Origin of the sequence: Daejeonella sp. (assembly GCF_046590655.1) — a bacterium.
GTDB lineage: Bacteria > Bacteroidota > Bacteroidia > Sphingobacteriales > Sphingobacteriaceae > Daejeonella.
Window position 1 is genome coordinate 1 of the sequence record NZ_JBKJUM010000170.1, and the last position, 26145, is coordinate 26145.

The following is a 26145-nucleotide window of genomic DNA, read 5'->3' on the forward strand; positions in this document are numbered from 1 at the left end:
TATTAGTTGGAGAGCCACCGACCCCGAAGGTGGTCACATGTTTATAGACAACGACCTGGGGATAGATTGGTCGACCCCGAAGGTGGTCGCATGTGTTAAGCGTCATCATATACGACCACCTTCGGGGTCGGCAAAACGGGATAGCATGATTTTCTATAAACATTTGACCCCTTCAGGGTCATTAAAAAGAGATAAAAGAGTTTGAAAAGATGTGGGTACACGGTTGGTCGGTAAGCGGGTGGAATCCTCGAAAATAACGATTTACGCCATTCTCAATCCTGAATTTTCTGCACTTCCTTTACGTTCAAGCTATTGCTCCTTAAACTATACTCCAGTTTACGTATTTCCCCGGTTGCCTTGCTTGCAGAATCGCCCGTACTGTATAAAGGAAATTCACGCATTAATTTTCCGTCTTTTACATATACTGAATCACTGCCTTTGTATCCTTTTCTCAGCGTACTGCCCAGCTCCGGGAAACGGATCTGTTGATTAGATCCGCTTTCGTTGTATTCGTAGATGTACATAGAAAGATATGAACCCTCACCCTCTCCTTTGGATTGAATATAAAGTTCTGGATTTCCATCAGAATCCAGATCCATGTCCCAGGCATCTACAATTCTACCATCCAATTCCCCGGTTAAGGAACGATAATTTAAATGCGTGGAATCAGATCTCAAGACAAGGTAACCCCCTACAGAATTAGAGCCTCTACCCCAGCTTACAATATCAAGAGTTAATCCGGGCTTCACTTCGATTGCCTTATGATATCGGAAAGGTTCAGTGATCTTTTTAACAATGGGTTTATTAATCACAACCGGATTTTTATCCTCCGTGGCGCAAGAGATAAACAAACAGGCACATACACTCGCAATCGAAATTCTTTTAAATACATTCATAATGAAAAGGCATAAGCAGCTTGCTGTAAAGGTTCTTCCTTCTCAAATTTAAAAAAATAAGATCAAGGAATGCATTATAGCAGGATATTTACTCGCGGAATTCTATCCCAACCTTTTTACCAGAAATATTCTCAAGCATAGGCCTGAAAATTAACTTTGCGTTTTCGTTGGTTTTGCCTAAAATATTCTGTTTTCCAGCATTTTCAAGAATCTGCTTTTCAGCGATCTTATAAATATCCTCCACCATGTTTTTTGAATCACCCGGAAACCATGCGCCTGAAACATCATATACTTTTGATTGCTGATGGTCCAGTTTGACATAACAGATTTCTGGTTTCGGTAGAAATACGGTTAATGAATCAACTCCGGACGGCACGATATCACTCTTTTTTATTTTCGTGAGATCAATACAGCCTGTAACTTCCCCGACTGCTACAAATAAAATTCGTTTATCAGGAAGTATATTTCTGATCTCCTTTTTTTCAATCACCTCCTTCATTGAATATTTTACCAGCTCGAGCTTACCCATGCTCACAATTTTCTCCACCATCACATCTTCAGTTATCTCAGTCCGGGTGATAAAAAACTGCCTTCTGATATAAAAAAATAATGCCAGAATAAGTATGATTGTTGTGATTGCCACTGTAAGAAGGATGGCAGTTCTTGTACGGAGGGTTGCTTGGCTCATAGGGAACTGTTAAGTGTAACTGAAGTGTCAAAAGAGCAAAGAACAAAGAATAAGGAGCAGGATTATTGTCTAAAAATAATATAAATTCCCGATTTGCTGTCTTTGCTCCTTACTCTTTATTCCAATTAATGCGAACTCATCTCCGCTGGATGTTCCTTCTCAGCCAAATAACGTTCTGCTTCCAACGCTGCAATACAGCCTGTTCCGGCAGCAGTTACAGCTTGTCTCCACAATTTATCCTGAGCATCTCCGCAGGCAAAGACTCCTTCTATATTAGTTTTCGTGCTATCCGGATTAGTAATAAGGTAGCCAGTCTCATCCATATCAAGCCAGCCCTTAAATATCTCGGTGTTAGGATTATGTCCTATCGCCACAAAAAAGCCGCTCACATCTATTATTTTCTCTTCATTCGTTCGGTTATTGAAAACTTTAACCCCGGTAACGTTTTTGCCGTCACCCATAATCTCTTTTGTATCGGTATTATAGTGAATTACTATATTGGGAATACTTAATACCCGATGTTGCATCGCCTTTGAAGCCCTGAATTCGTCACGACGAACAAGCATATGAACTGTTTTACAAAGCTTGGATAAATAAGAAGCCTCTTCCGCTGCTGTGTCTCCTGCTCCTACAATTGCCACATCCTGCCCTTTGAAAAAGAAACCATCGCAAACGGCACATGCAGATACTCCAAAGCCGTTATATTTCTGTTCGCTTTCAAGCCCAAGCCACTTGGCAGAGGCTCCAGTTGCAATAATCACCGTGTCTGCGGTAATAGTTTTCATTTCGTCGATTACTATTTTATGAGGAGTGCCAGAGAAGTCAACTTTTGTAACATACCCAAAACGGATTTGAGTTCCAAACCTTTCTGCCTGCTTTCTGAAATCCTCCATCATCTCAGGCCCCATTATTCCTTCAGGATATCCGGGGTAATTTTCTACATCTGTGGTCTGAGTTAATTGGCCGCCTGGAACCATCCCGGTATACATAACAGGTTTCAGGTCAGCTCGCGCGGCATAGATTGCAGCAGTATAACCCGCTGGACCTGAACCTATTATAAGGCATTGTACGTGTTCGGTTTCTTGAGACATAATATTTTTTTATAAAGCAAATTTAAAACTTTGAATGCGCATCAACAATACACAATTGTCAGGCTATTCTATAATCTTTTAAGGTATTTTTCTAGCCGGCAAAGATACACTGGTCTAAAATTGGGAACTCAAATTCTTTATTCAAGCGTTCATCTAAAAATATTTTCCGTAACGTTTAAGAATCCAATCGGTATCAGTCCATAAAAAATCTTATAATTGCGGAAATTAGATAAATCTCTACGATGTTTAGAAGCCTCCCCAGCCTTACGATCCTTATATTAATATTCCTCCAACTACCCATATGCACTAAAGCCCAAAAGAAGAATGTTTCATATCAGTTAAAGCTAAAACCGGCATCATCTGAAATTAAAATTGATGGGATAGCTGATGACCGTACCTGGACGGAAGCAAACATCGCTTCCAATTTTTATATGGTTCAGCCAATGGATACGAGTTTTGCCAAACTGCGAACAGATGTTATGATGAGCTACGATAAAGAGAATCTATATATCATAGCCATCTGCTACCATGAACCCGGCCCTTATTTCGTAGAATCACTTCGCAGAGATTTTTCATTCAATAAAAACGATAATTTTCTTTTGTTCATGGATCCATTTGATGATAAAACAAATGGATTTTCCTTCGGTTCAAATGCTGCAGGAGCACAATGGGATGGAATTATGTTTGATGGAAGCAAGGTAGATCTGAGCTGGGATAATAAATGGATATCTTCCGTGAAAAATTACGAAGACAAATGGATTTTTGAAGCAGCCATCCCCTTTAAATCGATACGGTATAAAGCAGGTATAACGGAATGGGGTATAAATTTCAGCAGGCTTGATTTAAAGTCTACAGAAAAATCCAGCTGGGCACCTGTTCCGCGTCAGTTTCCAACAGCATCCCTCGCGTACACAGGCAACTTAATCTGGGACCAGGCTCCTCCTGTGCCTGGACAAAATATTTCAGTCATTCCATATTTGCTGGGCGGAGTATCTAACAATCATCTCATTTCGCCAGTCACTCGTGACTATAAACGTGAAGTTGGCGGCGATGTAAAAGTTGCGGTTACATCATCACTCAATCTTGACCTAACTGTCAACCCGGATTATTCCCAGGTTGAGGTAGACAGGCAAATTCCTAATTTAGATCGTTTCGAGCTATTTTTCCCTGAAAGGAGGCAGTATTTTCTAGAAAACGGAGACTTGTTTTCAAATTACGGCTATTCTAATATCAGGCCATTCTTTTCCAGGCGTATAGGACTTGGAGTTCCTATTCAATTTGGGGCGCGGTTAAGCGGTAAGCTCAACAAAGACTGGAGGATCGGACTGATGGATATGCAGACATCACGAGTCGGCAACACCCTCCCTTCCCAAAATTTTGCGGTAATGTCGCTGCAGCGGAAGGTTTTCGCCCGCTCTAGTATAAGTGCGCTTTTTGTAAATAAGCAGTCGATGGATTACCAGCCATCGCATGCAACTGCTGCCGTATCCAGATTTAATAGAAATGCTGGTTTGGAATATAATCTGGCTTCTTCCACAAATACGTGGACAGGAAAAGCCGTTATAATGAAATCTTTTAGTCCCGGCAGAAAAGGGAATGATTTTATGCAGGCTGCCAATCTAAATTACATCAGTGGTAACTGGAATATTAACTGGCAGCAAGAAATTGTTGGGCGCAATTATAATGCAGAAGTGGGTTATGTACCCCGCACCGGTTATATTAACCTAAATCCTCAGGCCGCATACCTTTTCTTCCCCAAAAAAGGTAATCTGGTGAGCCATGGACCGAAGATCGTTTCAGCAAACTATTTCGATCAATCATTTAACCGTACAGATAACACCACCTACCTGGCCTATAATATTAATTTTAGAAGCCGGGCGACATTCTCAGCATATGTAGCAAGCGATTATGTTAAATTACTGAGACCATTTGATCCAACAAATTTAGGGGGAGCAACCCTTCCTACAGGTTCTGAACACCATTGGAAAGCGTGGGGTACTGATTTCGTGTCCCGTCCTCAAAGTTTGTTCACATATGCTTTCTCCACCCGCTATGGGGGATATTATGCCGACGGCACACGCCTCAATATAAATTCAGAATTTGGATATCGTTTCCAGCCTTTTGTTAGTTTGGCACTTAGCTCCAGTTACAATGATATTAAACTTCCGCAGCCGTGGGACCGAACAAAATTCTGGCTGGTTGGTCCGCGCCTGGATGTCACAATGACCAATAAGTTATTCTTCACCGGATTTGTGCAATACAATGAGCAAAGGGACAATTTGAATATCAATACCCGGCTGCAATGGAGATATAAACCAGCTTCAGATCTGTTTATCGTATATACAGATAATTATTTGCCTAACCCTTTTTCAGTGAAAAACCGTTTTCTGGTGTTAAAACTGACTTATTGGTGGAATATATAGAGTTCGGGTTTATTTTAGTCGATTCTGTGGTGCTCTGGCAAGACAGGAAACCGCACAAGAAACCACGTTTATTTTAATGTATTTGCTTTTAACAATCGAATAAAGTTTGCCCCCAAAATATTCTTTATATCCTTCGTAGAATAGCCTTTCTTAATAAGTGCCTCAGTTAATACCGGATAATCTGAAACATCATCTAAATGCTGAGGATAAGATTCTGCGCCATCATAGTCCGCTCCCAGTCCGACGTGCTCAGATCCAACAAGTTTAACCATGTGGTCAATATGAGCGACGAGCAGATCGAGCGGAGCACGCATATCATTAATCTCCTGGCCATACTTAGCATTTATTTGGTTTTGGGCGTTCGAAAGGTTAGTTTTCTTTGTCAATTCATCCAGCTCAGCCTTGTGATCAGCATTAAATTTTTGCTGTTTCCTTGTATAAGTACTATCCAGGAAACCACTATAGAAATTAACAAAAACTACTCCCCCGGTTCTCGCAATTGCTTTGATCTGATCATCTTTTAAGTTTCTCTGATGTGCGTTAAACACATAGGCTGAGCTATGTGATGCCATAACGGGTTTTGTAGATGTGCTTATTGCATCATAAAAGGTCTTCTCACCAACATGAGAAAGGTCCACGATAACTCCCAGTTCATTCATCCGTTTGACGATTTGCTTCCCTAAATCAGTCAGACCCACATGTTTTAGACTGTCCTTTCTAAACGTTTCATCGTACGCTGAACTAGCCCATGGAGTACTATTATTCCAGGTCAAGGTCATGTAAGTCATACCCCTCGCAGCAAGAGCCTCCAGGTATTCCATCTTGCTTTCTATCATGTGTCCACCCTCTACCCCGATCATTCCCGCCATTCTTTTAGATTTAACAACCAACTTAAGTTCAGATGCTGTCCTAACCAATTTGAACATGCCCGGATGTCTGGCTGCAAGAGCAACTAATGAATCAATCTGACGGTTTGCCATCGCGAAACCCCCTGAAGCATCGCACCATATTGAAAATACCTGAACATCAAGTCCACCTTCTTTAGCCCTTATCAGGTCGAAATTTCCTCCCGTTTGGCGCTTGCCTATGTCTATTCCGAATTTAATCTGATCAGACATAATATCACCGTGAGTATCGACCACAATTGCCTTATTATGCAATTTTGAAGATTGTCCCATTACCTGAATCGCGGATAGCAAAGAAAGTGCAAGAAGTATTTTATTCATTATATAAGATTTTAAGGAGGTCTGAAGTCTGACGCAAGGGGTACGTAAGAAAGTATCCGACTTCAGACCTCAGACTTCAGACTTCAGACTTCAGACCTCAGACCTCAGACCTCAGACCTCCGACTTCACGTCTGTATCACCCCCGGATTAAATTGCTTTTCAATTGGTGACTGATTCGCAGCTTCAATACCCATCGAAATAACTTTTCTTGTTTCCAAGGGGTCTATGATCCCATCGACCCATAACCTTGATGCAGCATAGTAAGGTGTAGTTTGCCTGTCGTACCTATCGGTTATATTTTTCAACAGTTCAACTTCTTTCTCGCTGGTAATCACCTCTCCTTTCGATTTAAGCGACGCTTCTTCTATTTGTAGAAGTACTTTTGCGGCCTGAGAGCCACCCATTACGGCTATTTTAGCTGAGGGCCACGCGAATATTAGTCTGGGATCGTAAGCTTTGCCGCACATTGCATAATTGCCCGCTCCGTACGAATTTCCCATTACAATGGTGAATTTAGGTACAACTGAATTGGCAACGACGTTTACCATTTTGGCCCCATCTTTAATTATCCCACCCTGTTCAGACCTGCTTCCAACCATAAACCCAGTAACGTCCTGAAGAAATACCAAAGGGATCTTTTTTTGATTGCAGTTCATTATGAAACGCGTGGCCTTGTCGGCTGAATCAGAATAGATCACACCTCCAATCTGCATTTCTCCTTTTTTACTTTTAATAACCTTGCGCTGATTGGCTACAATACCTACGGCCCATCCATCAATTCTTGCGAGTCCGCAAATAATACTTTGCCCGTAAAGTTCTTTATATTCCTCCAGTTCTGATCCATCTACCAGACGTTTAATTATCTCCCTCATATCATAAGGGCTCTCTCTGTTTCCTGGAAGTATACCATAAATTTCCTGCTCATCCAGTTTAGGTGGGGCTGGTTTTATCCTGTCGAAACCGGCATTTTTCGGCGAGCCAATCATACTCATGATTTTCCTGATAGAGTCCAGACAGGAGCTGTCGTTTGGGTGTTTGTAATCAGTCACACCTGATATCTCGCAATGAGTGGATGCCCCTCCAAGCGATTCATTATCAATGTCTTCGCCGATAGCTGATTTTACCAGATAACTTCCGGCAAGAAACACTGATCCAGTGCCTTCAACAATCATTGCTTCGTCACTCATGATTGGCAAATATGCTCCTCCTGCCACACAAGAGCCCATAATCGCTGAAATCTGGACTATTCCGCTGCTGCTCATTATCGCATTGTTCCTGAAAATGCGTCCGAAGTGTTCCTTATCTGGAAATATTTCGTCCTGAACGGGAAGGAAAACTCCTGCAGAATCAACCAGGTAAATTACCGGAAGGCGATTCTCCATTGCAATCTCCTGTGCCCTGAGGTTCTTCTTTGCGGTCATGGGAAACCATGCACCCGCCTTAACAGTGGCATCATTGGCAATGACCATGCATTGTCTGCCTGAAACGTAGCCAATACCGCAAACTACTCCTGCAGAGGGGCATCCGCCATACTCTTTATACATGTCCTCCGCAACAAAAGCACCTATCTCAAGCCAGGTAGTATTCTTGTCAAGCAAATATACTATCCGCTCGCGTGCAAGCATTTTTCCTTTCTCTTTCTGCTTTGCTGCTGCTTTTTCTCCACCTCCGGCATATATAACTTTAAGCCTGTTTTTAACCTCGTATAGAAGCTGCTTATTGATATCTTCGTTTTTATTGAACTCCAAATTCATGGGAGCAAGTTAGGAAATATCCAGTGAGAGAATCAGCAAATTTGAGAATGAGGAAATGTGAGAATTAGCAAATGTGGAGATGAAAAAATCTAAGATCTTTGGCTAAACAGTACCGCGTTAACGCGCGAAAAATAGGGTTAGAAAAATCAAAAAAAGCTGAAATGGGGAATGAACAATTTTGCTGATTAAATAGTTAATCTAATTTATATTACTAATTCAATTTATAGCAAGAATACAGCACAGCAGGAGGTAGATTCATTTCAACACTCATTTCCATTCGGTCGAATATAGGCATGAAATAGTTCTTTTGAAGAGAATAAAGGAACTGGCGATATACCCCTCCTTTTTTTAGTAAGCAATAGCAATCGTTGAGAAGCTGACTTCGATCAGTATTATCAAAAAGGCTTAATGGTAAGCCTGAAATGATTATATCAACCGAAGACAATTCAAAGTATTTGGTTACGTCTGCAGCTGATTCCTTGATCAGATGAAATCTGGAGTCTTGTATATTTTCGAGTTTGGCGTAAAATTGCGGTTCAATTTCAAAGCAATATAACTTTGATTCGGGGTGAAGTTTTGAGAGAATCCGTTCGGTGATATTACCGCTGCCAGCTCCCAGTTCTATAACTACCTGGGGTTTATGTGCACTTATCTCATGGGTAATGTTACGTGATACGAAACGGGAAGATTCATAAACTGCTCCTGTCGTGCGGATGTTTTTAATATAATTAAATGCTTTAGAGATCATTGGTTATTTGTTTTTCAGAACAAGCTTAAACGCGATTATTCGGTATAGATTTGGATAAATCATATGGCCGATGAATAAAGATACATTAAATAAATTATCATTCTTATAAATACTAAAACGCTCATTCTGGGTATTGAAATATTGATATTTTTCCATTACTCCCTGCTAGCAGAACCAAGGAAGCACCTTTAGCTCTTCTCACCGCGTTAAAACCTTCTTTGGTTAGGTTTTCCCAGGTCATGCCGCCATCCTTTGAAATATCCGTCCCCGATGTGCCGGTCGCGATAACTAGTTTCTTAGTTATATACTCAACGGCTGATTTATATCCGAACGGTGCCGTTAGCGGCTTCTGCCATGATTTACCTCCATTCCTGGTTAATAACATATTATTTGAACTGAGGGTATCCAATAAGTAATCGCCACCCACCGCCATTCCTTTTTTGTTGTTAATAAAAGCAATTGAAAATGGTCCCGCGGAGCTTCTCCCCTGGATAATCGGACAAGGATACTCATTCCATGAATTTCCTAACTTTCTTGAAACAAATATCCTCGATTGATTACCCCCGGTGGCTATAAAAGTCCTGCCATTTTTCAAAATACGGATTCCCGTTCCGCTGGCAGCGAAGGAGGCTTCGCCATCAATCAAATTAACTTTCAAATTATTGCTGATATTCTTCCAGCTTATTCCGCCGTTATAGGTTCTCAACAGCTGCATTTTATTCTTTATCGGATCTCCATATATCACACCGTTTTGACGGTTCTGGAAATCCATTCCATCGAGGAAGATATCAGGCGATTCATTTTTATAAACTTCTTTCCAGGTACTGCCTCCGTTTTGTGTCAGAAGAATAACGGCCGGAGAACCTGCACTTACAATTATAGCATCTGAAGATGAAAAAGCTTCAATATCCCTGAAATCAAATTTTTCATAGCCGGGTATTTGATTCCATTTCCAGCTTAATCCCCCATCGGTGGTTACTGATGTCCAGCCATTGCTACCGCTAACCCAGGCTATTAAATTGTCAACAACAGATAAACCGCGGATACTGGTTTTCGTGCCAGTCTGTAAAGTTCTAACATCCTGGCAATACAATGCACAAATTCCGATTAGCCATAAAGCAAATGTAAGCAGGCAATTCTTCACCGAACCCTCGACCATGTTTCAGTTCTTCCCAATATAGATATTCCGACGAAGCCCCTCACATGAATCTGATTCGGATTTATCATGCTAATCTTACAGCTATATGTTTTTCCAGTTTTAGGATCATAAATAGTTCCTCCTTCCCAAACACCATCATTGGAATAAGTGAAACCCTTTAGCATCTCCAAGCCAATTATCGGTCTTTCCGCGAGCTTTGGATCAGGATTATTGTTATCTGTTTCCGACTTCCCCGCATTATCATTAGGCTTTTTCAACCATACAATTCTTCCTGAAATCTTGCCTCCAGTGGGATAGACCAGAATCTGAGCGTCGCCGGATGTGGTTAGCCATTTGCCCATCAGCGCATCTTTGTTCTGTGAAAAAACATCATTAATGCCAATTAGAAAAAGAAATATCAATAATGAATTTTTCATCATGTATCTGAATTTAATACTGAACGATAAAAATATCGATAAAATTCTTTTCTCCTTCAAAAAATTCAAAGTTCACAAGAAATTATGACCTAAAAATATATAATTGCACACTCTTTTACAATCTATCTTGAAAGGTGCGACAATACAATCCATAGAACCGCTTCATATTTATAATTAATAAAATTATTCAATAGTTAATAATTATTCGATCTTAGAATAGCTAATAAAAACACAGCTGTCAAATTATGGATAAATGGGAATTTTATCAGGATCCTTCCAATCAATGGCGTCGCCAGACCACACTCATGAATTGTACTACGCTACGATTCACTCGCTATGCTCCAACGCTGTTGTCTTGGTTTACAACCAGGACAAATCTACCCTAGTAGTCTGTCATTCTCATTGCTAAAGGCAAGCAGAGCATTTTGTAGAAGCTCCTGGATATTTTGTACGATGGTTTCACCATATCCTATAAAATCTTTTTGCTTCTCTAGCATGGCGACCTGCGAATCGCAAACCTCTTCTCAAATGTCACACCTTTTTGTAATTAGTAGTCTAGATGAAAACCTCGACAGGCTCGAATAAAGGATAGTAGCAGTAGTACGATAACGTCTGAATACGGCGGGGCTTTTTTAGAGGCTGCCAGAAAGGATGAATTTCTGAAATATATAGCTTAAAAAATAATTATATCCTTTTAGTTTAAATTATAAATTATATTTTAAATAATTAAATTGCAAAATGAAATCTCATATCGTAAAAATAAAATCACTTAGCCATGTAACACATGATGTGCTGAGAATTGTATTGGAGAAACCCGATAACTACCTATTTACTCCCGGCCAGGCAACGGAGATTGCAATCAATAAAAAGGAATGGAAGAAAGAAAAAAGGCCTTTTACGTTCACTAATTTACCGGATGAAGATCAGCTGGAATTCACTATAAAAACATATCCTTCGCACAAAGGTGTTACCAATGAATTATTGAGCTTAAAAACGGGGGATGAATTGATCATTCATGAGGTATGGGGCGCCATTGCTTACAAAGGCGAAGGTGTATTTATTGCCGGAGGCGCCGGCGTCACTCCTTTTCTTTCTATTTTCAGGGATTTGAAGTCCATTAATCAGATCGGAGGTAATAAATTGATTTTTGCTAACAAAACAAAAGCTGATATTATACACGAAAAGGAATTGAAGGATTTACTGTGCGATGGATTTATCAATATATTATCTGATGAAGCTGTAGCAGGTTATGCACATGGCATCATTACAGAAAAGTTTTTGAAAGAGAACATTGACGACTTTGATAAAAATTTTTATATATGTGGCCCTCCACCCATGATGGATGCCATTCAGGGGTATTTAACAAAGCTGGGAGTGAGGGATAATTCTGTTGTGGTAGAAATTTAATTCTCGCTAAGACGGAATTGTTACCCTAATTTTTACCATGAAATATAGAAATCAATCAATTGTTGCAGTGGTATTGATAGCTGTTTTAGCGTTTGCACAATTGCGGACCTGTCTCGTCCTGCCATAGCTTGTCATTAAAGCCAAGCATACATGAAAACAAAAACTGTTATAAAGGGGAAAGTCACTCTCGAAAACCGGAAGATGTGGGGTAGATTAGACGAGAATACCAAAAGCAAAATTTTAAAGGAACTGAAATCGGGTTTAATTGGTCAGCGAGAAGCCAGCAGAAGGTACGGTATACCACGGACTACTATAATCCATTGGCAGGGCAAGGACAATTTGGTTACCTTGTTAAATGCGCAAAGTTCTTAAAAGCCTTCGGCTATGACCGAAAGTCAAGAATCAAAATTACTCATTAGCAAGATAGAAGAACTGACTAAGGCGCTTGCACATGCCCAATTAAAGAACATTGCACTGGAAACAATGATCGAAGTTGCCGAGAGTGGCCTGCATATTGGATGATCGGAATGATTCCAAGAGTGAAATGGGAAGAAAATATCCACATCACCCAAGCCAAGAGAGAACTAGTTAGAGAGCAGGCAAGCGACCAGATATCAATGATCGAAAATAATCAGGAAACTGAATCTACAGAAGAAAAATTACTGCTAAATTCAGACATTTATTACACAACTAATTCACAACTTTTGTCCAACTAATAAGGGGTCGGTACATGCAGCAGCTGTAAAAAGTGCAAGTTCTCAGATTATTTTAATTCACAACCATCCTTCGGGAAATCTAAGATCTAGTGAATCAGATATCAATTTGACGAGGAAATTGAAGGAAGGAGGAAAACTATTGGATATAGAAGTGCTTGATCATTTGATAATTAGTAAAGAGGGATATTATAGTTTATTGGATGAGGGAATGATATAGCATAAAAAAGTAATCCATAATTAGAAATAATGACCTAAACATATATATTTGCACACTCTTTCACGATCTAATCCCGGAATCTCACTGACAAATGAGAATGAACTTAGGTCGATTTAAGGAAAGAAAGAATGCCCGGATGGCGAAATTGGTAAACGTTGCGGTCTCAGAAGCCGTTGGAGTACAATTCTGGAGAGTTCGAGTCTCGTTTCGGGCACGTTTGAAAAGGTACAATAAGTTACTTGATATTTAGTGAACACCGTATCTTGATACCTGATACCTGATACTTGATACACACAATGCCCAGGTGGCGAAATTGGTAGACGCACCACTTTGAGGGGGTGGCGCCCTAACGGGTGTGGCAGTTCGAATCTGCTCCTGGGCACAACCGGACTTTGAGCAATTCATAGTCCGGTTTTTTTTTGGAGGATGGCTAGTCCTTAATATTACAGGCTATGTTATTCTACCAATATTCTCCCCAAATACACACTATTCGAGCTTTTATCCCGCTCTTCTGAGACAAAAGCCATATAGATGTCTGCTTCTTTTCCAATCAGGATTCCACAGTCCAGGACCTGCTTTCCTTCTTTTCTTCTGGCACCGCACAGGTCACCGATTATATCCTTTTCATTCGAATATGCCAGTATAAGAACACGATCCTTATTTTGTATATCGGCCGGCCATGTAAATTCCAAAATACCTCGCTCAGGATTACTTACTACAACTCCCTCCGGCGCAGGTAGCTCGCCGCAGGCGATCATTGCCATTGAGGGATCTAAGGTTTTATCTTCACGAAGAGCATTTAGCTTATTATAGGAAACCGCGCTCCCAAAACCATGCTGCTTTGCAGAATAATTCTGGAAGCCAACACGAACATACTCGTTAATAGGCTTCAACCAGGCCATCGCAGATTTCATTGCTTTGCGGTTAATCAACTGGCCCTCACTGGGCGCTTTTGAACTTTTCCTTGGGAGACTACGCATACACGCTTGTCCCATCCTTGTATATCCCACAACGGTTCCAACTTTACCACTGAAGCCTCCCATTATACCATTATTTATTCTTGCCATAACTCATGCTTAAAGTTTACTTAAAAAGAAATTCAATATACATTATTTTTAATTTACAAAAAAGATATTATATATAAATTAGTAAGTTATTATACAATCATTTTTCTTATTGTATCCTTAGAAACTCCCTATAAACTCCGAACAAACTCCGAACAAATCAACGATTTGATATTACGTCTTTTAGTTCGCTCTATAAGTTTATCTTTGGTCTTATACGGATATGGCTATACAGTTTACCATTCCACCCGCGCCAGCGCTACCGTGTACCCACAAATAATTATTCCTTCTATTAGTTGGAGAGCAACCGACCCCGAAGGTGGTCACATGTTTATAGATAACGACCTGGGGATAGATTGGTCGACCCCCGAAGGTGGTCGCATGTGTTAAGCGTCATCATATACGACCACCTTCGGGGTCGGCAAAACGGGATAGCATGATTTTCTATAAACATTTGACCCCTTCAGGGTCATTAAGTTTGAAAAGATGTGGGTACACGGTAGGCCAGCGTAGGACAACAGGCGCATAGCCCGATCGGATAAGTTTTAAGTGATATCTCAGTGTTTTTTAAGAAGATGTCGCTTTGCATTTCCCTGCCGTCGAGGGTCATTAGGAGAATAAGCTACTGGGAAAAGCTATGGGAATATCCAACCACCCGGCTTCGATCTTTAGGGCAAATTGATAGTTAACTGTGTAGTTCAAGCCCATCATATGCCAAAGCAATTCCGTTAGGCAATTCCACGGAAATGTTAGCATGGGTGCCCAGACGGTGACTAATATGTGTTAGATATGTTTCCGCTGCCCCTATTTCCTGGGCCAAATCAATAGCTTCGTCAAAAGTAAGATGAGAAACATGGCTCTCCTTCTGAAGGGCGTTGATAACAAGAATTTTAGAGCCACGTATCTTTTCAATATTTTCGTTATCTATTGTCTTCGCATCAGTAATGTATGTAAAATCGCCTATGCGATAACCAAATACAGGGAGTTTATAATGCATTACCGAAATTGGGATAATTTCAATACCTGCTACGGTAAAAGGCTGATCAGCCCTTATTTCATGCAATTCCAAACGGGGTATTCCCGGGTATTTGGCTTCCGAAAATATATAGTGAAACTCTCGTTTTAAAGCTTGTTGCACACGTAAATCAGCGTACACGTTAATCTCTGACTGCTGCTTGTAGTTGAATGCCCTGACGTCGTCGAGCCCGGCAACATGATCTTTATGTTCGTGTGTGAATAGCAACGCATCAAGATGCCTTACTCCTGCACGCAGCATTTGATATCGAAAGTCAGGGCCCGCATCAACTACAATAGACTTACCCTGATGTTCAATAAGAACTGATACACGCAATCGCTTATCGTGCTTATTTTCTGATATGCAGACTTCACAGTCGCAAGCAATGACAGGTATGCCCTGAGAAGTTCCTGTTCCTAGAAATGTAACCTTCAAAACTCGAGCTTAGTTTGTTTTAATAAATAAAGAAAAGCTTTTTGCTTTTCATCCAATAAAGTGTCGTCCGTTTCAGTATTCTGCAGTAGATCTGCAAGTGAGAGGATCTTGTTTTCTAAATTAGAAAATTTATTGACTATGATTATCCTGCTCTGTTCTAAAATACATGCCCCTGTTTTAAAATTCCCTTTTTCATAGCGCAACTTGAAACCAAGCGATTTTAGCAATGATTCCAGCTTTTCAAGTGTGTGCTGAGTATATGATAAGGCCATTAGGTCTCAAAAATAAAAAAAAAGAGGCTTAAACATTTAAGTTTAAGCCCTTCTATAAAAATTCAGGTCCGAATTAGCGCAAATCAACAACCTCCACACCGGGATACTTTTTGGCATCGAATGCAAAGGTGGATTCGGGAACTTTGACATTAGGCGTGAATGTTTTGATAGTATACGTGTACTTATTACCGTTCTTATCAAAGATTACTGCGTTAGTAATTTGTTTATTTAATTTGTCGATTTGCAAACGAACCTTGAAAAACGTACGTTTTGAATCGGTTGGTGTAAGATCTATATTGTGAATCATACGTCCATTTGCCGCCTTAGTGTCGTTAGTATACACTGATTTAAATCCCTTCTCATAAATCGTAAAGATTTTTGCAGGATTAATTCCTTCAGCATTGTTATCGACCTCGCTTAACTGAACTTCTTTATCTGCCTTTAAATACGTCCACTGGTTTTTACCGTCGCTTATTAACTCCTGGCCTTTTAGGATGACCTTATACTTATTAGTTTTTGACCTGACAAATAATGTTCCTGCCTGAGTTTCTTTAATCTTAGCCTGTGGATTTTCCAATGTGTAGGAAAAATCAGTTTTAATGACGTCATAGGCCTTATATTTTTTACTAACTTCTGCGAGAATCGCCTTTGCTTTCACCTCACTTTGCGCCATCAGGTTCCAAGCTGATCCCAAAATTACGAATGCGCATATCACTAACTTCTTCATATTCTATTTTTAATTCTATTTTGTTTAATGTTACTCTTTCTGATCTAGTGTACCCAAGAACTGTTCCAAAGAATACTCGTCGGGTATTAATACCTCCCGCGCTTTGCTTCCCTCGAACGGTCCAACAATTCCGGCTGCTTCAAGCTGATCTATGATCCGACCTGCACGATTATAACCCAATTTCAGTTTCCGTTGGATTAATGATGTGGAACCTTGCTGGTGCATGACAATGAGTCGGGCAGCTTCTTCAAAGAACTGATCGCGGTCTGACGCATCAAAGTCTTTGATAGAAGATTCTGAGTTTTCGTCCACATATTCGGGAAGCATGAATGCGGAAGGATAGCCGCGCTGGGAACCGATAAATTCTGACACGCGTTCTACTTCCGGAGTATCTACGAAAGCACATTGTATTCTTATAAGGTCACTTCCGGTAGATAGAAGCATATCTCCCCTTCCTATAAGCTGATCAGCACCACCGCTATCAAGTATAGTCCTGGAGTCAATTTTTGATAATACGCGGAAAGCTAAACGAGCCGGGAAATTGGCTTTAATTGTCCCCGTGATAATATTAACTGAGGGCCTCTGAGTAGCTATGACTAAATGAATTCCCACTGCGCGGGCAAGTTGAGCAATCCGGGCTATAGGTGCCTCGACTTCTTTCCCTGCGGTCATCATCAGATCCGCAAATTCATCAATTATCAATACAATAAAGGGTAAAAAACGATGACCGTCATTTGGATTAAGCTTTCTGCTGATAAACTTCTGATTATATTCCTTAAGATTCCTTACATGGCCGTTCTTTAAGAGGTCGTACCGCTGATCCATTTCTATACAAAGAGAATTAAGAGTTGCGATGACCTTTTTAGTATCTGTAATGATTGCATCTGCCTCTCCGGGCAATTTGGCAAGAAAATGCCTTTCTATCTTTCTGAATAATGTAAGCTCTACCTTTTTGGGATCAACCAGCACAAACTTTAATTGCGAAGGGTGCATTTTATATAGCAAAGATATCAGTATAGCATTTATACCCACTGACTTACCCTGCCCCGTGGCCCCGGCAACAAGTAAGTGAGGCATTTTGGAAAGGTCTGCAATGTACACTTCGTTGGAAATTGTTTTCCCTAGTGCAATCGGAAGGTCCATTGTAGTATTCTGAAACTTCTCAGTAGCAAGTACAGACCGCATAGAAACCATTTCAGGATGTTGATTAGGCACTTCAATTCCAATTGTTCCCTTACCTGGCATGGGGGCAATGATTCGTATCCCCAAAGCAGCAAGACTTAACGCGATATCGTCTTCAAGGTTCTTAATCTTGGAAATTCTCACTCCGGGGGCAGGAATGATCTCATATAATGTTACTGTAGGACCGATCGTAGCCTTAATCTTGTCTATCTCAATATTGTAATGATTCAGTGTCTCAACGATTTTGTTCTTATTAGCTTCCAGTTCCTCGGAATTTACTGCAATTTTATTAGAACCGTAGTTTTCGAGAAGGTCCAATGGCGGGTATTTATAACTGGAAAGATCCAGGGTGGGATCATACATACCAAATTGTTCGACCAATTCTGTAGATTTTTTCTCCTCTTCAGTAACCTCAATCGTAAGCGGCGGCGTTATGTTAATCTCATTACCTAATGTCCCGGCGGTTTCGAAAGGGACATTCCTCGAAGGGCTTAGAACAACGTTTACATGCCGTTCCGGATCAATTGTTTCGACTGTCTGGAGCGGGGGCAGATTTTGATTAATCTTATTGGAAGAACCATTGTCTGAACTGGAACGGTTTGGCAAATTAAATTCAACCGGTTCGTAACGGACTTCTTCTTCAAGTTCGACCTGATCGGTTGTATCTGGTATAACATTCGTCGGCTCTTTGCTTCGTTCCGGTATTTTAAAATCGATATTATAAGCTATTATCAATACAGTTAAACCGGCAAAAGCTAAGAGTCCCGCCGTTCCCGCGTTTCCTATTTGAGCCTGCAACAGGCGATTCGTCCAAAAACCAAATTCACCCTCCAGATAATGGGGATAATCTGTTAAAAAAGCATGAAAAAATGCGAGCGATAATGAGATGAATATGAGTAGAAAAAAAGAATAGGAAAGTGTCTTGGAAATAGATAAGACTTTTATTTTAAAAAGCATACGATATCCCACAACAAAGAACACTCCGATAAAGATAAAAGATGCTATGCCAAACCACTCGTAAATAAATTGATGCGAAAGTAATGCCCCAAACTTTCCGAGCCAGTTCTCAACCACTGGCTGACTCAGTCCCATATCGGTCAGCTCTGCCTGGGTTTTCCAAAGGTTACGCCATCCTCCATTGGCATCCATCACATAACTCTGATCGTCTTTCCAGGTAAAAAGGTAGGATGTAAAGGCTACCATAAAATATAAAGAAAGGATAAGGAAGAATAGCCCAATGATCTTTACTGTTCGATCATCATTGAGTTTGAACTTAGGCATAACCTCAACTCCCTCCCTGGGAATTCTCGATTTTACGGTGATTTTTGACTTGGGTTCATCACGAAATGAATTTTCATTTCTGAATTGATTTCCTCTTAGGGGCATCCGATATTTTAATTAATAATGACAAATATAACGTTAAATGGAGTATCAAGTAGCAAGAATCAACCTGCCGGCAGGCAGGCAGGAAATCATGACTTGGGGGATTTTCCAGAAGAAATTCAGTTCAAAGGCTGGATAATGGCTCCAGATGTTCAAATTTAATATCCACCGATCTTGATACTTGATAGTTGATACTCCTATTTTATTTATTTTTATTTAATATTGATTAACAAACAGGCAATTATCTATTAAACCCCGAATATGAGTCAGGATTTACTGGAAGAATATATCCAAACAGGCAATAGTGTTGAACTTAATGCTCTTTTAACGACAAATCCAAAACTTGCCAGTTTATTGACAAGCCACCAGGTATCTCCATTAATGCTTTGTTGCTATTATAAACAGCCCGAATTGTCAGAAATCATCTTAAGGCATGTAGAAAGTATAAGTTTTTTCGAAGCAGCAGCTCTTGGCAAAAATGACATTGTGGATGAAGCCCTGAAAGAAAATCCGGATGGCATTCATGATTTCTCTGATGATGGTTTTACACCGCTTGGCCTGGCAGCCTATTTTGGACAAGAGGATGTGGTCAGGCTATTACTTTTAAAGGGCGCCGATCCTAATATCTCTTCCAGGAATGGGTATAATGTATATCCAATTCACTCTGCCGTGGCCGCAGATTATGACATGATAGCAAAGATGTTGCTGGAAGCTGGTGCAGATGTAAATGTAGTTCAAATGTCGGGGGCAACACCTTTACATTCCGCTGCTCAAAACGGCAATATAGAACTTTTAATTGTCTTGCTTGAAGCTGGGGCAAATGTAAATGCCCTCACTGAAGATGGCAAAACTGCCGCGGATAAAGCTTCTGAAAAGGGGTTTGGGGAGATTGCGAAGATACTTTCATAAGGAGCAAGGATCTCATTTAAAGATCTAGTACCCCAGATCGTTTTCTTTTAATATAATGCCTTATATCGAGCACTAGCGCTGCGCAAACATAAAATATTAGAGGGAAACCTACTGCCAGAAAAGATGAGTAGATAAAAAACAGACGGATTTTTGATATAGAAATATTGAAACGCTCTCCAAGATAAGCACATACTCCAAAAGACCGCTTCTCAAAAAATGTTATAAATCGCTGTAACATACTATTTGTTCAATAATTTCGTCCCAATCCCACAAGATAAGCATTTTTTCTCATCGCAATATGCTTTTTTTAACTGAATTAACGACTGTGAGAAGAATGCATTTTCTGGTATTATGTTGATCTCTTTAAAACGTTTTGTTAGCGTATTTGTTTCGGGCGGCAGCATTTCGAGCAGGCTAATACTTCTGTGAATATGTTCTGCCGAACCAGTTTTCCGCCCATAAGCCATTAGAAACACAGAAACAGTGTTAATAAGAATATTATTTATTGAATGCTCTCCAAGTCGCGGTGTTGCGCGGAAAGTGCTTTTATCAAAACGATAATGATCATTCCAATAGCTATTTACCGGGAGATCGTGAAACATATCGACGATACTTTTAATATCCTTACCGGCTAAAATTTTCGAGAAGAGATGGTTAGAACGAATCACTAAGGCTGAAAACTGGGCCAGCCTGCAGGATGGAAAATTTCCAGGTCTCATTCTGAGATATTTCCAGATATATTTATCAACTGACTGCAAACTATGTTTCTTTTTTAGGAAATTATATTCTTTCGTGAGTAATTGCGGATAATCATCGGAATATTTTTGGTTAAGAAATCCGGCCTGGCCAAAAATCAAGGATTCAATCTGAAGAGGACGGTTCTTATATTTTCCCAGCAAAGTTTGCGGCAGCGATCTGGCGAGCATCTCAAAAGGTATGGCGTTGATCTTGAAACCGAAGTTCGAAGCCAGATAGATATAAAATGCTTCATCCCACCCACCCTTAAACTCAACCAGCAAACCCGTAATTGATTCAGATTTTTGTTCCAGCCTTTCTATTTCCACGCGGTAAAGCCAGCTCCTTATATAAAAACTATCAATTTTCGAAATTTGACGACAGCAAGGTATCCAGTCCATACACTCCAGCAGATGCAAATACGCATCCGTGATTTTTCGCGGAATTAGTTTATCGAGGGATAGTACGGCAATATTAGAACCGTCGGTACGAAATATTTCCTGATCATGTTTTCCAACAACATGAAGAATCACGTTGTCGTAGGATTCATCCGTCTGATGTTTATGCCGTTCCCAATCCGACGAGCGTAGATGAATTTCTACATTCCCTGCCCATAAGGTATTCCCAATTTTTATTAAAGAGCTCTGAAAATCGGGGCCGGCATGGCTGTTATGCACTCCCACATTCAAAATCTGAATGGACTCGCCGGAAATGGTGTGTAAGCTTTTCTGATCAAACAGACGGAACTTCCAGAGGTAATGCAGAAAATCTTCAGGAATGGCCATAGGGTAATGTACGGCAGTTCTTTTCAGGAATTTTGTCGGATGATAGAGCGGTGGAGATTTTTAAGGAAACGGTAAATTGACAAAGGAAAAAAGAGCAAGGAGCAAAGACCTAGAGCAGCTTCGATTAAAATCAAAGGTCAGAAAGATCAGGTCTGGTATTATGACTTGAGCAGCGTTTGCACGCCCAAATCCTTGTTCCTTGATCCTGGTTCCTTACTCCCTTTTTGCCGGGTTAAATTATCCCCTTTTCCTCCAGCAGGATACTCATTTCCTGCTGCAGTTTTAATGCTTCTTCTCTGGCTCGTTCGGCAAAGTCATTTTCTTTCGATGCATAGATGATTCCTCTCGAGGAGTTTACCAATAATCCGCATTCTTTATTAAGTCCGTAACGCGACACTTCCTGTAGGCTGCCCCCCTGAGCCCCAACGCCGGGCACGAGTAAAAAATGGTCAGGCGCAAGCTTCCTGATAGCCTTAAATTCTTCACTTCTTGTTGCACCTACTACATACATCATGCGGTCATTTCCGGCCCAGCCGTTTGCGGCCTCGATTACCCGTTCAAAAAGGCACTGATCACCTATTTTCAAAAACTGAAAGTCTTTCCCCCCTTCATTAGATGTGAGGACTAGCAAAACAACCCACTTTCCCTCAAATTCTAAAAATGGTTTTACAGATTCAATACCCATGTATGGCGCAACGGTAATCGCATCGAAATTCATCCCAGATGATTTTTCGTCAAAAAAAGCTTTTGCATACATTGCGGAAGTATTGCCGATATCACCCCGCTTGGCGTCGATAAGTCTCAAACAACCTGCAGGAATGTATTGTGATGTTTGAATGAGACTTTGCCAGCCGGCAATGCCGCGGCTTTCATAAAATGCACTATTTGGTTTATAAGCAACACACAGATCGTACGTAGAGTCGATAATTCTTTTATTAAACTCGAGAACAGGATCTGGAAAGTCTAGCAGAAAACGGGGAATCAGTTCTATATCTGTATCGAGTCCAATACATAAAAAGGATTTTTTTTTCTTTATCTGCTCAATAAGTTGTTGTCTGTTCATCAAGGACTAAATTTGAGCGAAATTAAATAAAGAAGGTGTCTTGCACTTAAAAAAAGAATTAAAAATTTTGATTATTTCAATTTATTGTATAGCATTGTGCTGTAATCTCAATTTATACCTGAATTCAGGAAATCACAATAATTTCAAGATATAACTTTCTTAATTTTTTGTGTTGTCGTTCTCCAGGATAGATTTATTGAAAAAAAATCCCAAAACTATAAACCATATTTAATGCTGGATAGTACTAAATTGAACGAAAAGCTCGTTTCTGAGCTTCGTGAAATTGCTCAAAACCTTGGTGTAGCCGACACTGATAGCCTACGTAAGCAGGATCTTATACACAAGATCGTAGAAAATTCTGCGAACCCTCCTGTTGCCCAGGAAGTAATTTCTGGTAATTTCGAAAGTGACGGTAATGCTGCAGACGGGAAACCCCGCAAGCGCGTAAGGAGTTTGAAATCCAAAAATGAAACCAAGCAACATCAGGAGGTTCACCTTGATAATACGAGAACACTCGATTTTCCTGAAGATGATGAAATTTCGCAGCAGGATGCGATAAATGATTCGTCTGAAACTCAAAACACTTCTGAAAGCCAAAATTCTGGAGAAGATCAAAGTACTCCGGAGGATCAGAATCCAGCAGAAAATACTGAAAGGGTCAAAGAGTCTAAGTCAGGGCCTCCAGGTGATCAAAAGAAATTTGAGCGCCGCCAAAATCCAAACAATCCAAATCAAAGCAGGAATCAGGAGCCGGCGATCAATATGGATTTTGACAACGTAATTGTTAATGAAGGGATTCTGGAAATCATGCCTGATGGTTATGGCTTCTTACGATCATCAGATTACAACTATCTGTCCTCTCCTGATGATATTTATGTATCCCAATCGCAGATCAAATTATTTGGGTTGAAAACGGGTGATACTGTAAGAGGGAGCATTCGTCCGCCTAAGGAGGGCGAAAAGTATTTTCCTTTAGTCCGTGTTGAAGCTATTAATGGTCGTATACCTGCTGAAGTGCGTGATAGAGTACCTTTTGACTATCTAACGCCTCTTTTCCCTACTGAAAAACTGAATCTCTTTGTAGATACAGCCAATCACTCAACAAGAATTATTGATCTTTTTACCCCAATAGGGAAAGGTCAGCGCGGATTGATAGTAGCTCAACCTAAGACTGGTAAAACCATGCTGTTGAAGGACGTTGCCAATGCGATAGCAAAAAACCACCCCGAAGTTTACCTGATTATCCTACTGATAGATGAGCGTCCTGAAGAGGTCACAGATATGGCCAGAAGTGTACGTGCCGAAGTTGTTTCATCAACATTTGATGAGCCAGCCGAACGACATGTAAAAATTGCAAATATTGTGCTCGAGAAAGCCAAGAGAATGGTTGAATGTGGTCATGATGTAGTTATACTTCTCGATTCAATCACCCGGTTGGCGAGAGCTTACAATACTGTCGCGCCCGCCTCAGGAAAGATACTGTCAGGTGGTGTTGATGCAAACGCACTTCATAAGCCAAAGCGCTTCTTCGGAGCTGCAAGAAATATTGAAGATGGAGGTTCACTAACAATCCTGGCGACGGCTCTGACTGAAACCGGATCTAAAATGGACGAAGTAATTTTCGAAGAGTTTAAGGGAACTGGTAACATGGAGCTTCAATTGGACAGGAAGTTATCAAACAAACGGATATTCCCTGCTATTGATCTTACCGCATCAAGCACACGTCGTGATGATCTGCTTTTAGATAAAGATACTCTGCAACGGATTTGGATATTGCGTAATCACCTTGCTGACATGAATTCTCAGGAATCAATGGAATTTCTTCAATCTCAAATGCGCGGGACAAAGACAAACGAAGAATTTTTAATTTCGATGAATTCGTAACATCCATGACCTGTTAACTATCTGCAACAATTGCCGGTAAGAGGCTAAAAATCAAAGCCCATCGTCATATGAAAAGACATATCCCTAATGCAGTAACATGCCTGAACCTTTTCAGTGGCTGCCTGGGTATTGTTTTTGCGTTTGAAGGAAAACTGGAGCTGGCATCTTATTCCATTTTGGTTGCTGCTGTTTTTGACTTTCTTGACGGAATGCTCGCTCGGCTATTAAATGCTTATTCCGACATCGGTAAGGATCTTGATTCGCTGGCGGATGTTGTCAGTTTCGGTGTACTACCCTCGGTAATAATTTATCAGCTTTTCGTTGCAGCTTCTTCAACAAGCGAGTGGTTGCATTATTCGGCATTTCTTATTGCCATCTTCTCTGCGCTAAGGCTAGCGAAATTTAATAACGACCTTAGGCAAACGGAGAATTTTATCGGCTTACCTACCCCGGCAAATGCAATGTTAATAGCTTCTTTACCATTTATTGCCGCAAGCGGAAATTTAGTTTCAGGCTATCTGCAAAATCCAATATTCTTAACTGTATTTAGTTTAGGGATGGGACTCCTGCTTATCTCCGAGATTCACCTAATGTCTTTAAAATTCAGCGGAATTAATCTAACAAGGAACTTATACCGTTATATTTTAGTTTTTTCCTCACTTGTTTTGCTGTTAATATTTAAATTTGCCGCAGTGCCACTAATTATGGTAGCCTACTTTATAATATCATTTATCCAATTCAGAACAACAAAATGAAGTTTATCGCCGAAGTTAATATCATGCCACTCAAAGAAATTCTTGACCCACAAGGTAAAGCTGTAACGGGCAGTATGAAAAATCTTGGATTACCGGAAATTCAAAACGTGAGAGTTGGTAAACATATCACACTAGAGCTTGAGGCTGATAATGAGACCATAGCACACCAAAAAGTAGATGTAGCATGCAGGAAACTTCTTGCAAATCTAATAATGGAAAGCTATGAATTTAAATTAACGAGCGCTTAATCAGCCAATTTCAACTCTTTTTTCACTTCGATAAGCTTGGTATATAAATCCGAGCTGAAGACGTAAAGTGAATTGAACTTGGGTGCAATGGTTTCTGTATTGGTTAAACTCCGGGCACTGCTTTCTATCTCTGCCATACTTTCTTTCGCAGCATCAGCACCCATAAACGCCAGGGTTGGTTTTATCTTATGGGCTATTTCTGCCACTCTGGTCCAGTTTTTTTCAGATATAAATTGATTTAATTGTTCAAAGTATGCCGGTGTTTGATCTAGAAACAAATCGATCATCTCTATCATAAATTCATTACTTCCGCTCGAAACATCACGCAGATATGATAAGTCGATTTTGAATTCTGGTTCACTTGGATTGGAGTTTTCGGGCATAGACAAAAATATCGACTAATATAACTTTTTTACAGATAAATTATCTGACAAATCAGCTAACATTTCGGTCACTTTTTGACCCAAAACTGGATGTAAAAGGTCTGGAGCTATATCACAAAGGGGCTGAAGGCAAAAGCGTCGTTTATGTAAAAATGGGTGTGGGATTTTTAGATTCGGCTGATCGATTATCTCACTGCCAAATAGCAAAATATCTATATCAATTGTTCGCGAACCCCACATCTCATTTCTTTCTCTGCCAAGCTGGGTTTCTATTATCAAAATTCCGTTCAGCAAAGTATCAGGGCTGAGGTGTGTTTTCAGGGCAACAACCTGGTTTAGAAAATCTGGTTGATCATGCTTTCCCCACGAAGCAGTGGAGTAAAGGGATGAGCATTTGAGAATCGTTCCTAAACGTAATCTAATCAGGTCCAAAGCATCGCTGAGATGTTTTTTGCTGTCTCCGAGATTACTTCCAAGTAATAAATATGCGATAAACATGTTTTTTAACAGAGTCCTGTAACAAAATGGCAGTCAAGGCATCTGTAATTAGTATACTTGCATAGT

At 40.3% G+C, this 26145-nt stretch carries 30 protein-coding genes and 2 tRNA genes; 14 read left to right on the forward strand and 18 right to left on the reverse strand.

The window, feature by feature from the left end:
* On the forward strand, window positions 1-205 hold a 205-nt coding region (locus tag ACLL8Z_RS15125; protein ID WP_411275633.1), incomplete at its 5' end, for a hypothetical protein.
* 67 nt (window positions 206-272) lie between these two features.
* On the opposite strand, the gene ACLL8Z_RS15130 is transcribed toward ACLL8Z_RS15125, so the two are convergent.
* The 3 genes from ACLL8Z_RS15130 to trxB form a co-directional block, all read right to left on the reverse strand.
* Window positions 273-896: a hypothetical protein gene (locus ACLL8Z_RS15130; protein ID WP_411275634.1), complete on the reverse strand. Its 624-nt coding sequence runs from the start codon at window positions 894-896 to the stop codon at window positions 273-275.
* Between the two features lie 88 nt (window positions 897-984).
* On the reverse strand, window positions 985-1584 hold the full coding sequence (locus ACLL8Z_RS15135) for a DUF4230 domain-containing protein (protein WP_411275635.1): 600 nt from the start codon (window positions 1582-1584) through the stop codon (window positions 985-987).
* Window positions 1585-1709: 125 nt separating this feature from the next.
* Entirely contained in the window at window positions 1710-2675 is a 966-nt protein-coding gene (trxB, locus tag ACLL8Z_RS15140) for a thioredoxin-disulfide reductase (RefSeq protein WP_411275636.1), read from the reverse strand.
* Between the two features lie 242 nt (window positions 2676-2917).
* Between trxB and ACLL8Z_RS15145 the strand changes: the two genes are divergently transcribed.
* Window positions 2918-5098 (forward strand): DUF5916 domain-containing protein, encoded by a 2181-nt coding sequence (locus tag ACLL8Z_RS15145; protein WP_411275637.1) that lies wholly within the window; start codon window positions 2918-2920, stop codon window positions 5096-5098.
* Between the two features lie 68 nt (window positions 5099-5166).
* On the opposite strand, the gene ACLL8Z_RS15150 is transcribed toward ACLL8Z_RS15145, so the two are convergent.
* The 5 genes from ACLL8Z_RS15150 to ACLL8Z_RS15170 form a co-directional block, all read right to left on the reverse strand.
* The gene (locus ACLL8Z_RS15150) at window positions 5167-6324 is read right to left on the reverse strand and encodes a dipeptidase (protein WP_411275638.1); all 1158 of its coding nucleotides are present in this window, start codon (window positions 6322-6324) and stop codon (window positions 5167-5169) included.
* Window positions 6325-6449: 125 nt separating this feature from the next.
* Entirely contained in the window at window positions 6450-8078 is a 1629-nt protein-coding gene (locus ACLL8Z_RS15155; RefSeq protein WP_411275639.1) for an acyl-CoA carboxylase subunit beta, read from the reverse strand.
* 211 nt (window positions 8079-8289) lie between these two features.
* Window positions 8290-8826 (reverse strand): class I SAM-dependent methyltransferase, encoded by a 537-nt coding sequence (locus ACLL8Z_RS15160; RefSeq protein ID WP_411275640.1) that lies wholly within the window; start codon window positions 8824-8826, stop codon window positions 8290-8292.
* 121 nt (window positions 8827-8947) lie between these two features.
* A complete protein-coding gene (locus ACLL8Z_RS15165; protein ID WP_411275641.1) occupies window positions 8948-9985 on the reverse strand; it encodes a WD40/YVTN/BNR-like repeat-containing protein in 1038 nt (345 codons plus the stop codon).
* Window positions 9967-10404 (reverse strand): DUF2147 domain-containing protein, encoded by a 438-nt coding sequence (locus ACLL8Z_RS15170; RefSeq protein WP_411275642.1) that lies wholly within the window; start codon window positions 10402-10404, stop codon window positions 9967-9969. Before ACLL8Z_RS15170 ends, ACLL8Z_RS15165 begins: the two co-directional genes overlap by 19 nt.
* A 735-nt stretch (window positions 10405-11139) precedes the next feature.
* On the opposite strand from ACLL8Z_RS15170, the gene ACLL8Z_RS15175 reads away from it, so the two are divergent.
* The 7 genes from ACLL8Z_RS15175 (at window position 11140) to ACLL8Z_RS15205 (ending at window position 13123) form a co-directional block, all read left to right on the forward strand.
* Entirely contained in the window at window positions 11140-11808 is a 669-nt protein-coding gene (locus ACLL8Z_RS15175) for a flavodoxin reductase (protein WP_411275643.1), read from the forward strand.
* Between the two features lie 150 nt (window positions 11809-11958).
* Entirely contained in the window at window positions 11959-12180 is a 222-nt protein-coding gene (locus tag ACLL8Z_RS15180) for a helix-turn-helix domain-containing protein (protein WP_411275644.1), read from the forward strand.
* A gap of 12 nt (window positions 12181-12192) precedes the next feature.
* Entirely contained in the window at window positions 12193-12330 is a 138-nt protein-coding gene (locus ACLL8Z_RS15185) for a hypothetical protein (protein ID WP_411275645.1), read from the forward strand.
* Window positions 12331-12335: 5 nt separating this feature from the next.
* Window positions 12336-12524 (forward strand): hypothetical protein, encoded by a 189-nt coding sequence (locus tag ACLL8Z_RS15190; RefSeq protein ID WP_411275646.1) that lies wholly within the window; start codon window positions 12336-12338, stop codon window positions 12522-12524.
* The gene (locus ACLL8Z_RS15195) at window positions 12502-12741 is read left to right on the forward strand and encodes a JAB domain-containing protein (protein ID WP_411275682.1); all 240 of its coding nucleotides are present in this window, start codon (window positions 12502-12504) and stop codon (window positions 12739-12741) included. Before ACLL8Z_RS15190 ends, ACLL8Z_RS15195 begins: the two co-directional genes overlap by 23 nt.
* Before the next feature lie 130 nt (window positions 12742-12871).
* Window positions 12872-12955 (forward strand) — tRNA-Leu (locus ACLL8Z_RS15200).
* A gap of 84 nt (window positions 12956-13039) precedes the next feature.
* A tRNA-Leu gene (locus ACLL8Z_RS15205) sits at window positions 13040-13123 on the forward strand.
* Between the two features lie 73 nt (window positions 13124-13196).
* On the opposite strand, the gene ACLL8Z_RS15210 is transcribed toward ACLL8Z_RS15205, so the two are convergent.
* Window positions 13197-13808 carry a DUF6266 family protein gene (locus tag ACLL8Z_RS15210; RefSeq protein ID WP_411275647.1) on the reverse strand — a complete coding sequence of 204 codons (612 nt, stop codon included), beginning with the start codon at window positions 13806-13808 and terminating at the stop codon, window positions 13197-13199.
* 204 nt (window positions 13809-14012) lie between these two features.
* Between ACLL8Z_RS15210 and ACLL8Z_RS15215 the strand changes: the two genes are divergently transcribed.
* Complete coding sequence (locus tag ACLL8Z_RS15215) at window positions 14013-14195, forward strand: hypothetical protein (RefSeq protein WP_411275648.1); 183 nt, start codon at window positions 14013-14015, stop codon at window positions 14193-14195.
* A 295-nt stretch (window positions 14196-14490) separates the two neighbouring features.
* On the opposite strand, the gene ACLL8Z_RS15220 is transcribed toward ACLL8Z_RS15215, so the two are convergent.
* From ACLL8Z_RS15220 to ACLL8Z_RS15235, 4 genes are all read right to left on the reverse strand, one after another.
* On the reverse strand, window positions 14491-15255 hold the full coding sequence (locus ACLL8Z_RS15220; protein WP_411275649.1) for an MBL fold metallo-hydrolase: 765 nt from the start codon (window positions 15253-15255) through the stop codon (window positions 14491-14493).
* Entirely contained in the window at window positions 15252-15527 is a 276-nt protein-coding gene (locus ACLL8Z_RS15225; protein ID WP_411275650.1) for a hypothetical protein, read from the reverse strand. The genes ACLL8Z_RS15220 and ACLL8Z_RS15225 overlap by 4 nt, the downstream gene beginning before the upstream one ends.
* 73 nt (window positions 15528-15600) lie before the next feature.
* Window positions 15601-16254, reverse strand: a complete 654-nt coding sequence (locus ACLL8Z_RS15230) for a LolA family protein (protein ID WP_411275651.1) — start codon at window positions 16252-16254, stop codon at window positions 15601-15603.
* Window positions 16255-16284: 30 nt separating this feature from the next.
* Window positions 16285-18822 (reverse strand): DNA translocase FtsK 4TM domain-containing protein, encoded by a 2538-nt coding sequence (locus ACLL8Z_RS15235; RefSeq protein ID WP_411275652.1) that lies wholly within the window; start codon window positions 18820-18822, stop codon window positions 16285-16287.
* A gap of 258 nt (window positions 18823-19080) precedes the next feature.
* Here ACLL8Z_RS15235 and ACLL8Z_RS15240 point away from each other — a divergent pair, with 258 nt between their 5' ends.
* Window positions 19081-19728: an ankyrin repeat domain-containing protein gene (locus ACLL8Z_RS15240; protein ID WP_411275653.1), complete on the forward strand. Its 648-nt coding sequence runs from the start codon at window positions 19081-19083 to the stop codon at window positions 19726-19728.
* Between the two features lie 16 nt (window positions 19729-19744).
* Here ACLL8Z_RS15240 and ACLL8Z_RS15245 read toward each other — a convergent pair whose 3' ends face one another.
* From ACLL8Z_RS15245 to pyrF, 3 genes are all read right to left on the reverse strand, one after another.
* On the reverse strand, window positions 19745-19966 hold the full coding sequence (locus ACLL8Z_RS15245; protein ID WP_411275654.1) for a PspC domain-containing protein: 222 nt from the start codon (window positions 19964-19966) through the stop codon (window positions 19745-19747).
* A 1-nt stretch (window position 19967) separates the two neighbouring features.
* Window positions 19968-21248: a DUF2851 family protein gene (locus ACLL8Z_RS15250; RefSeq protein WP_411275655.1), complete on the reverse strand. Its 1281-nt coding sequence runs from the start codon at window positions 21246-21248 to the stop codon at window positions 19968-19970.
* Between the two features lie 232 nt (window positions 21249-21480).
* Window positions 21481-22311 carry an orotidine-5'-phosphate decarboxylase gene (pyrF, locus tag ACLL8Z_RS15255; protein WP_411275656.1) on the reverse strand — a complete coding sequence of 277 codons (831 nt, stop codon included), beginning with the start codon at window positions 22309-22311 and terminating at the stop codon, window positions 21481-21483.
* 231 nt (window positions 22312-22542) lie between these two features.
* On the opposite strand from pyrF, the gene rho reads away from it, so the two are divergent.
* The 3 genes from rho to purS all read left to right on the forward strand — a co-directional run bounded on the left by rho (window position 22543) and on the right by purS (window position 25198).
* Window positions 22543-24195, forward strand: coding sequence for a transcription termination factor Rho (rho, locus tag ACLL8Z_RS15260; RefSeq protein WP_411275657.1), 1653 nt, complete (start codon window positions 22543-22545; stop codon window positions 24193-24195).
* A gap of 68 nt (window positions 24196-24263) precedes the next feature.
* The gene (pssA, locus tag ACLL8Z_RS15265) at window positions 24264-24950 is read left to right on the forward strand and encodes a CDP-diacylglycerol--serine O-phosphatidyltransferase (RefSeq protein ID WP_411275658.1); all 687 of its coding nucleotides are present in this window, start codon (window positions 24264-24266) and stop codon (window positions 24948-24950) included.
* On the forward strand, window positions 24947-25198 hold the full coding sequence (purS, locus tag ACLL8Z_RS15270; RefSeq protein WP_411275659.1) for a phosphoribosylformylglycinamidine synthase subunit PurS: 252 nt from the start codon (window positions 24947-24949) through the stop codon (window positions 25196-25198). Before pssA ends, purS begins: the two co-directional genes overlap by 4 nt.
* Here purS and ACLL8Z_RS15275 read toward each other — a convergent pair.
* The gene (locus ACLL8Z_RS15275) at window positions 25195-25581 is read right to left on the reverse strand and encodes an Hpt domain-containing protein (RefSeq protein ID WP_411275660.1); all 387 of its coding nucleotides are present in this window, start codon (window positions 25579-25581) and stop codon (window positions 25195-25197) included. The genes purS and ACLL8Z_RS15275 overlap by 4 nt on opposite strands.
* Window positions 25582-25596: 15 nt before the next feature.
* Window positions 25597-26079 carry a 2-amino-4-hydroxy-6-hydroxymethyldihydropteridine diphosphokinase gene (folK, locus tag ACLL8Z_RS15280; protein WP_411275661.1) on the reverse strand — a complete coding sequence of 161 codons (483 nt, stop codon included), beginning with the start codon at window positions 26077-26079 and terminating at the stop codon, window positions 25597-25599.
* Between the last annotated feature and the right edge of the window lie 66 nt (window positions 26080-26145).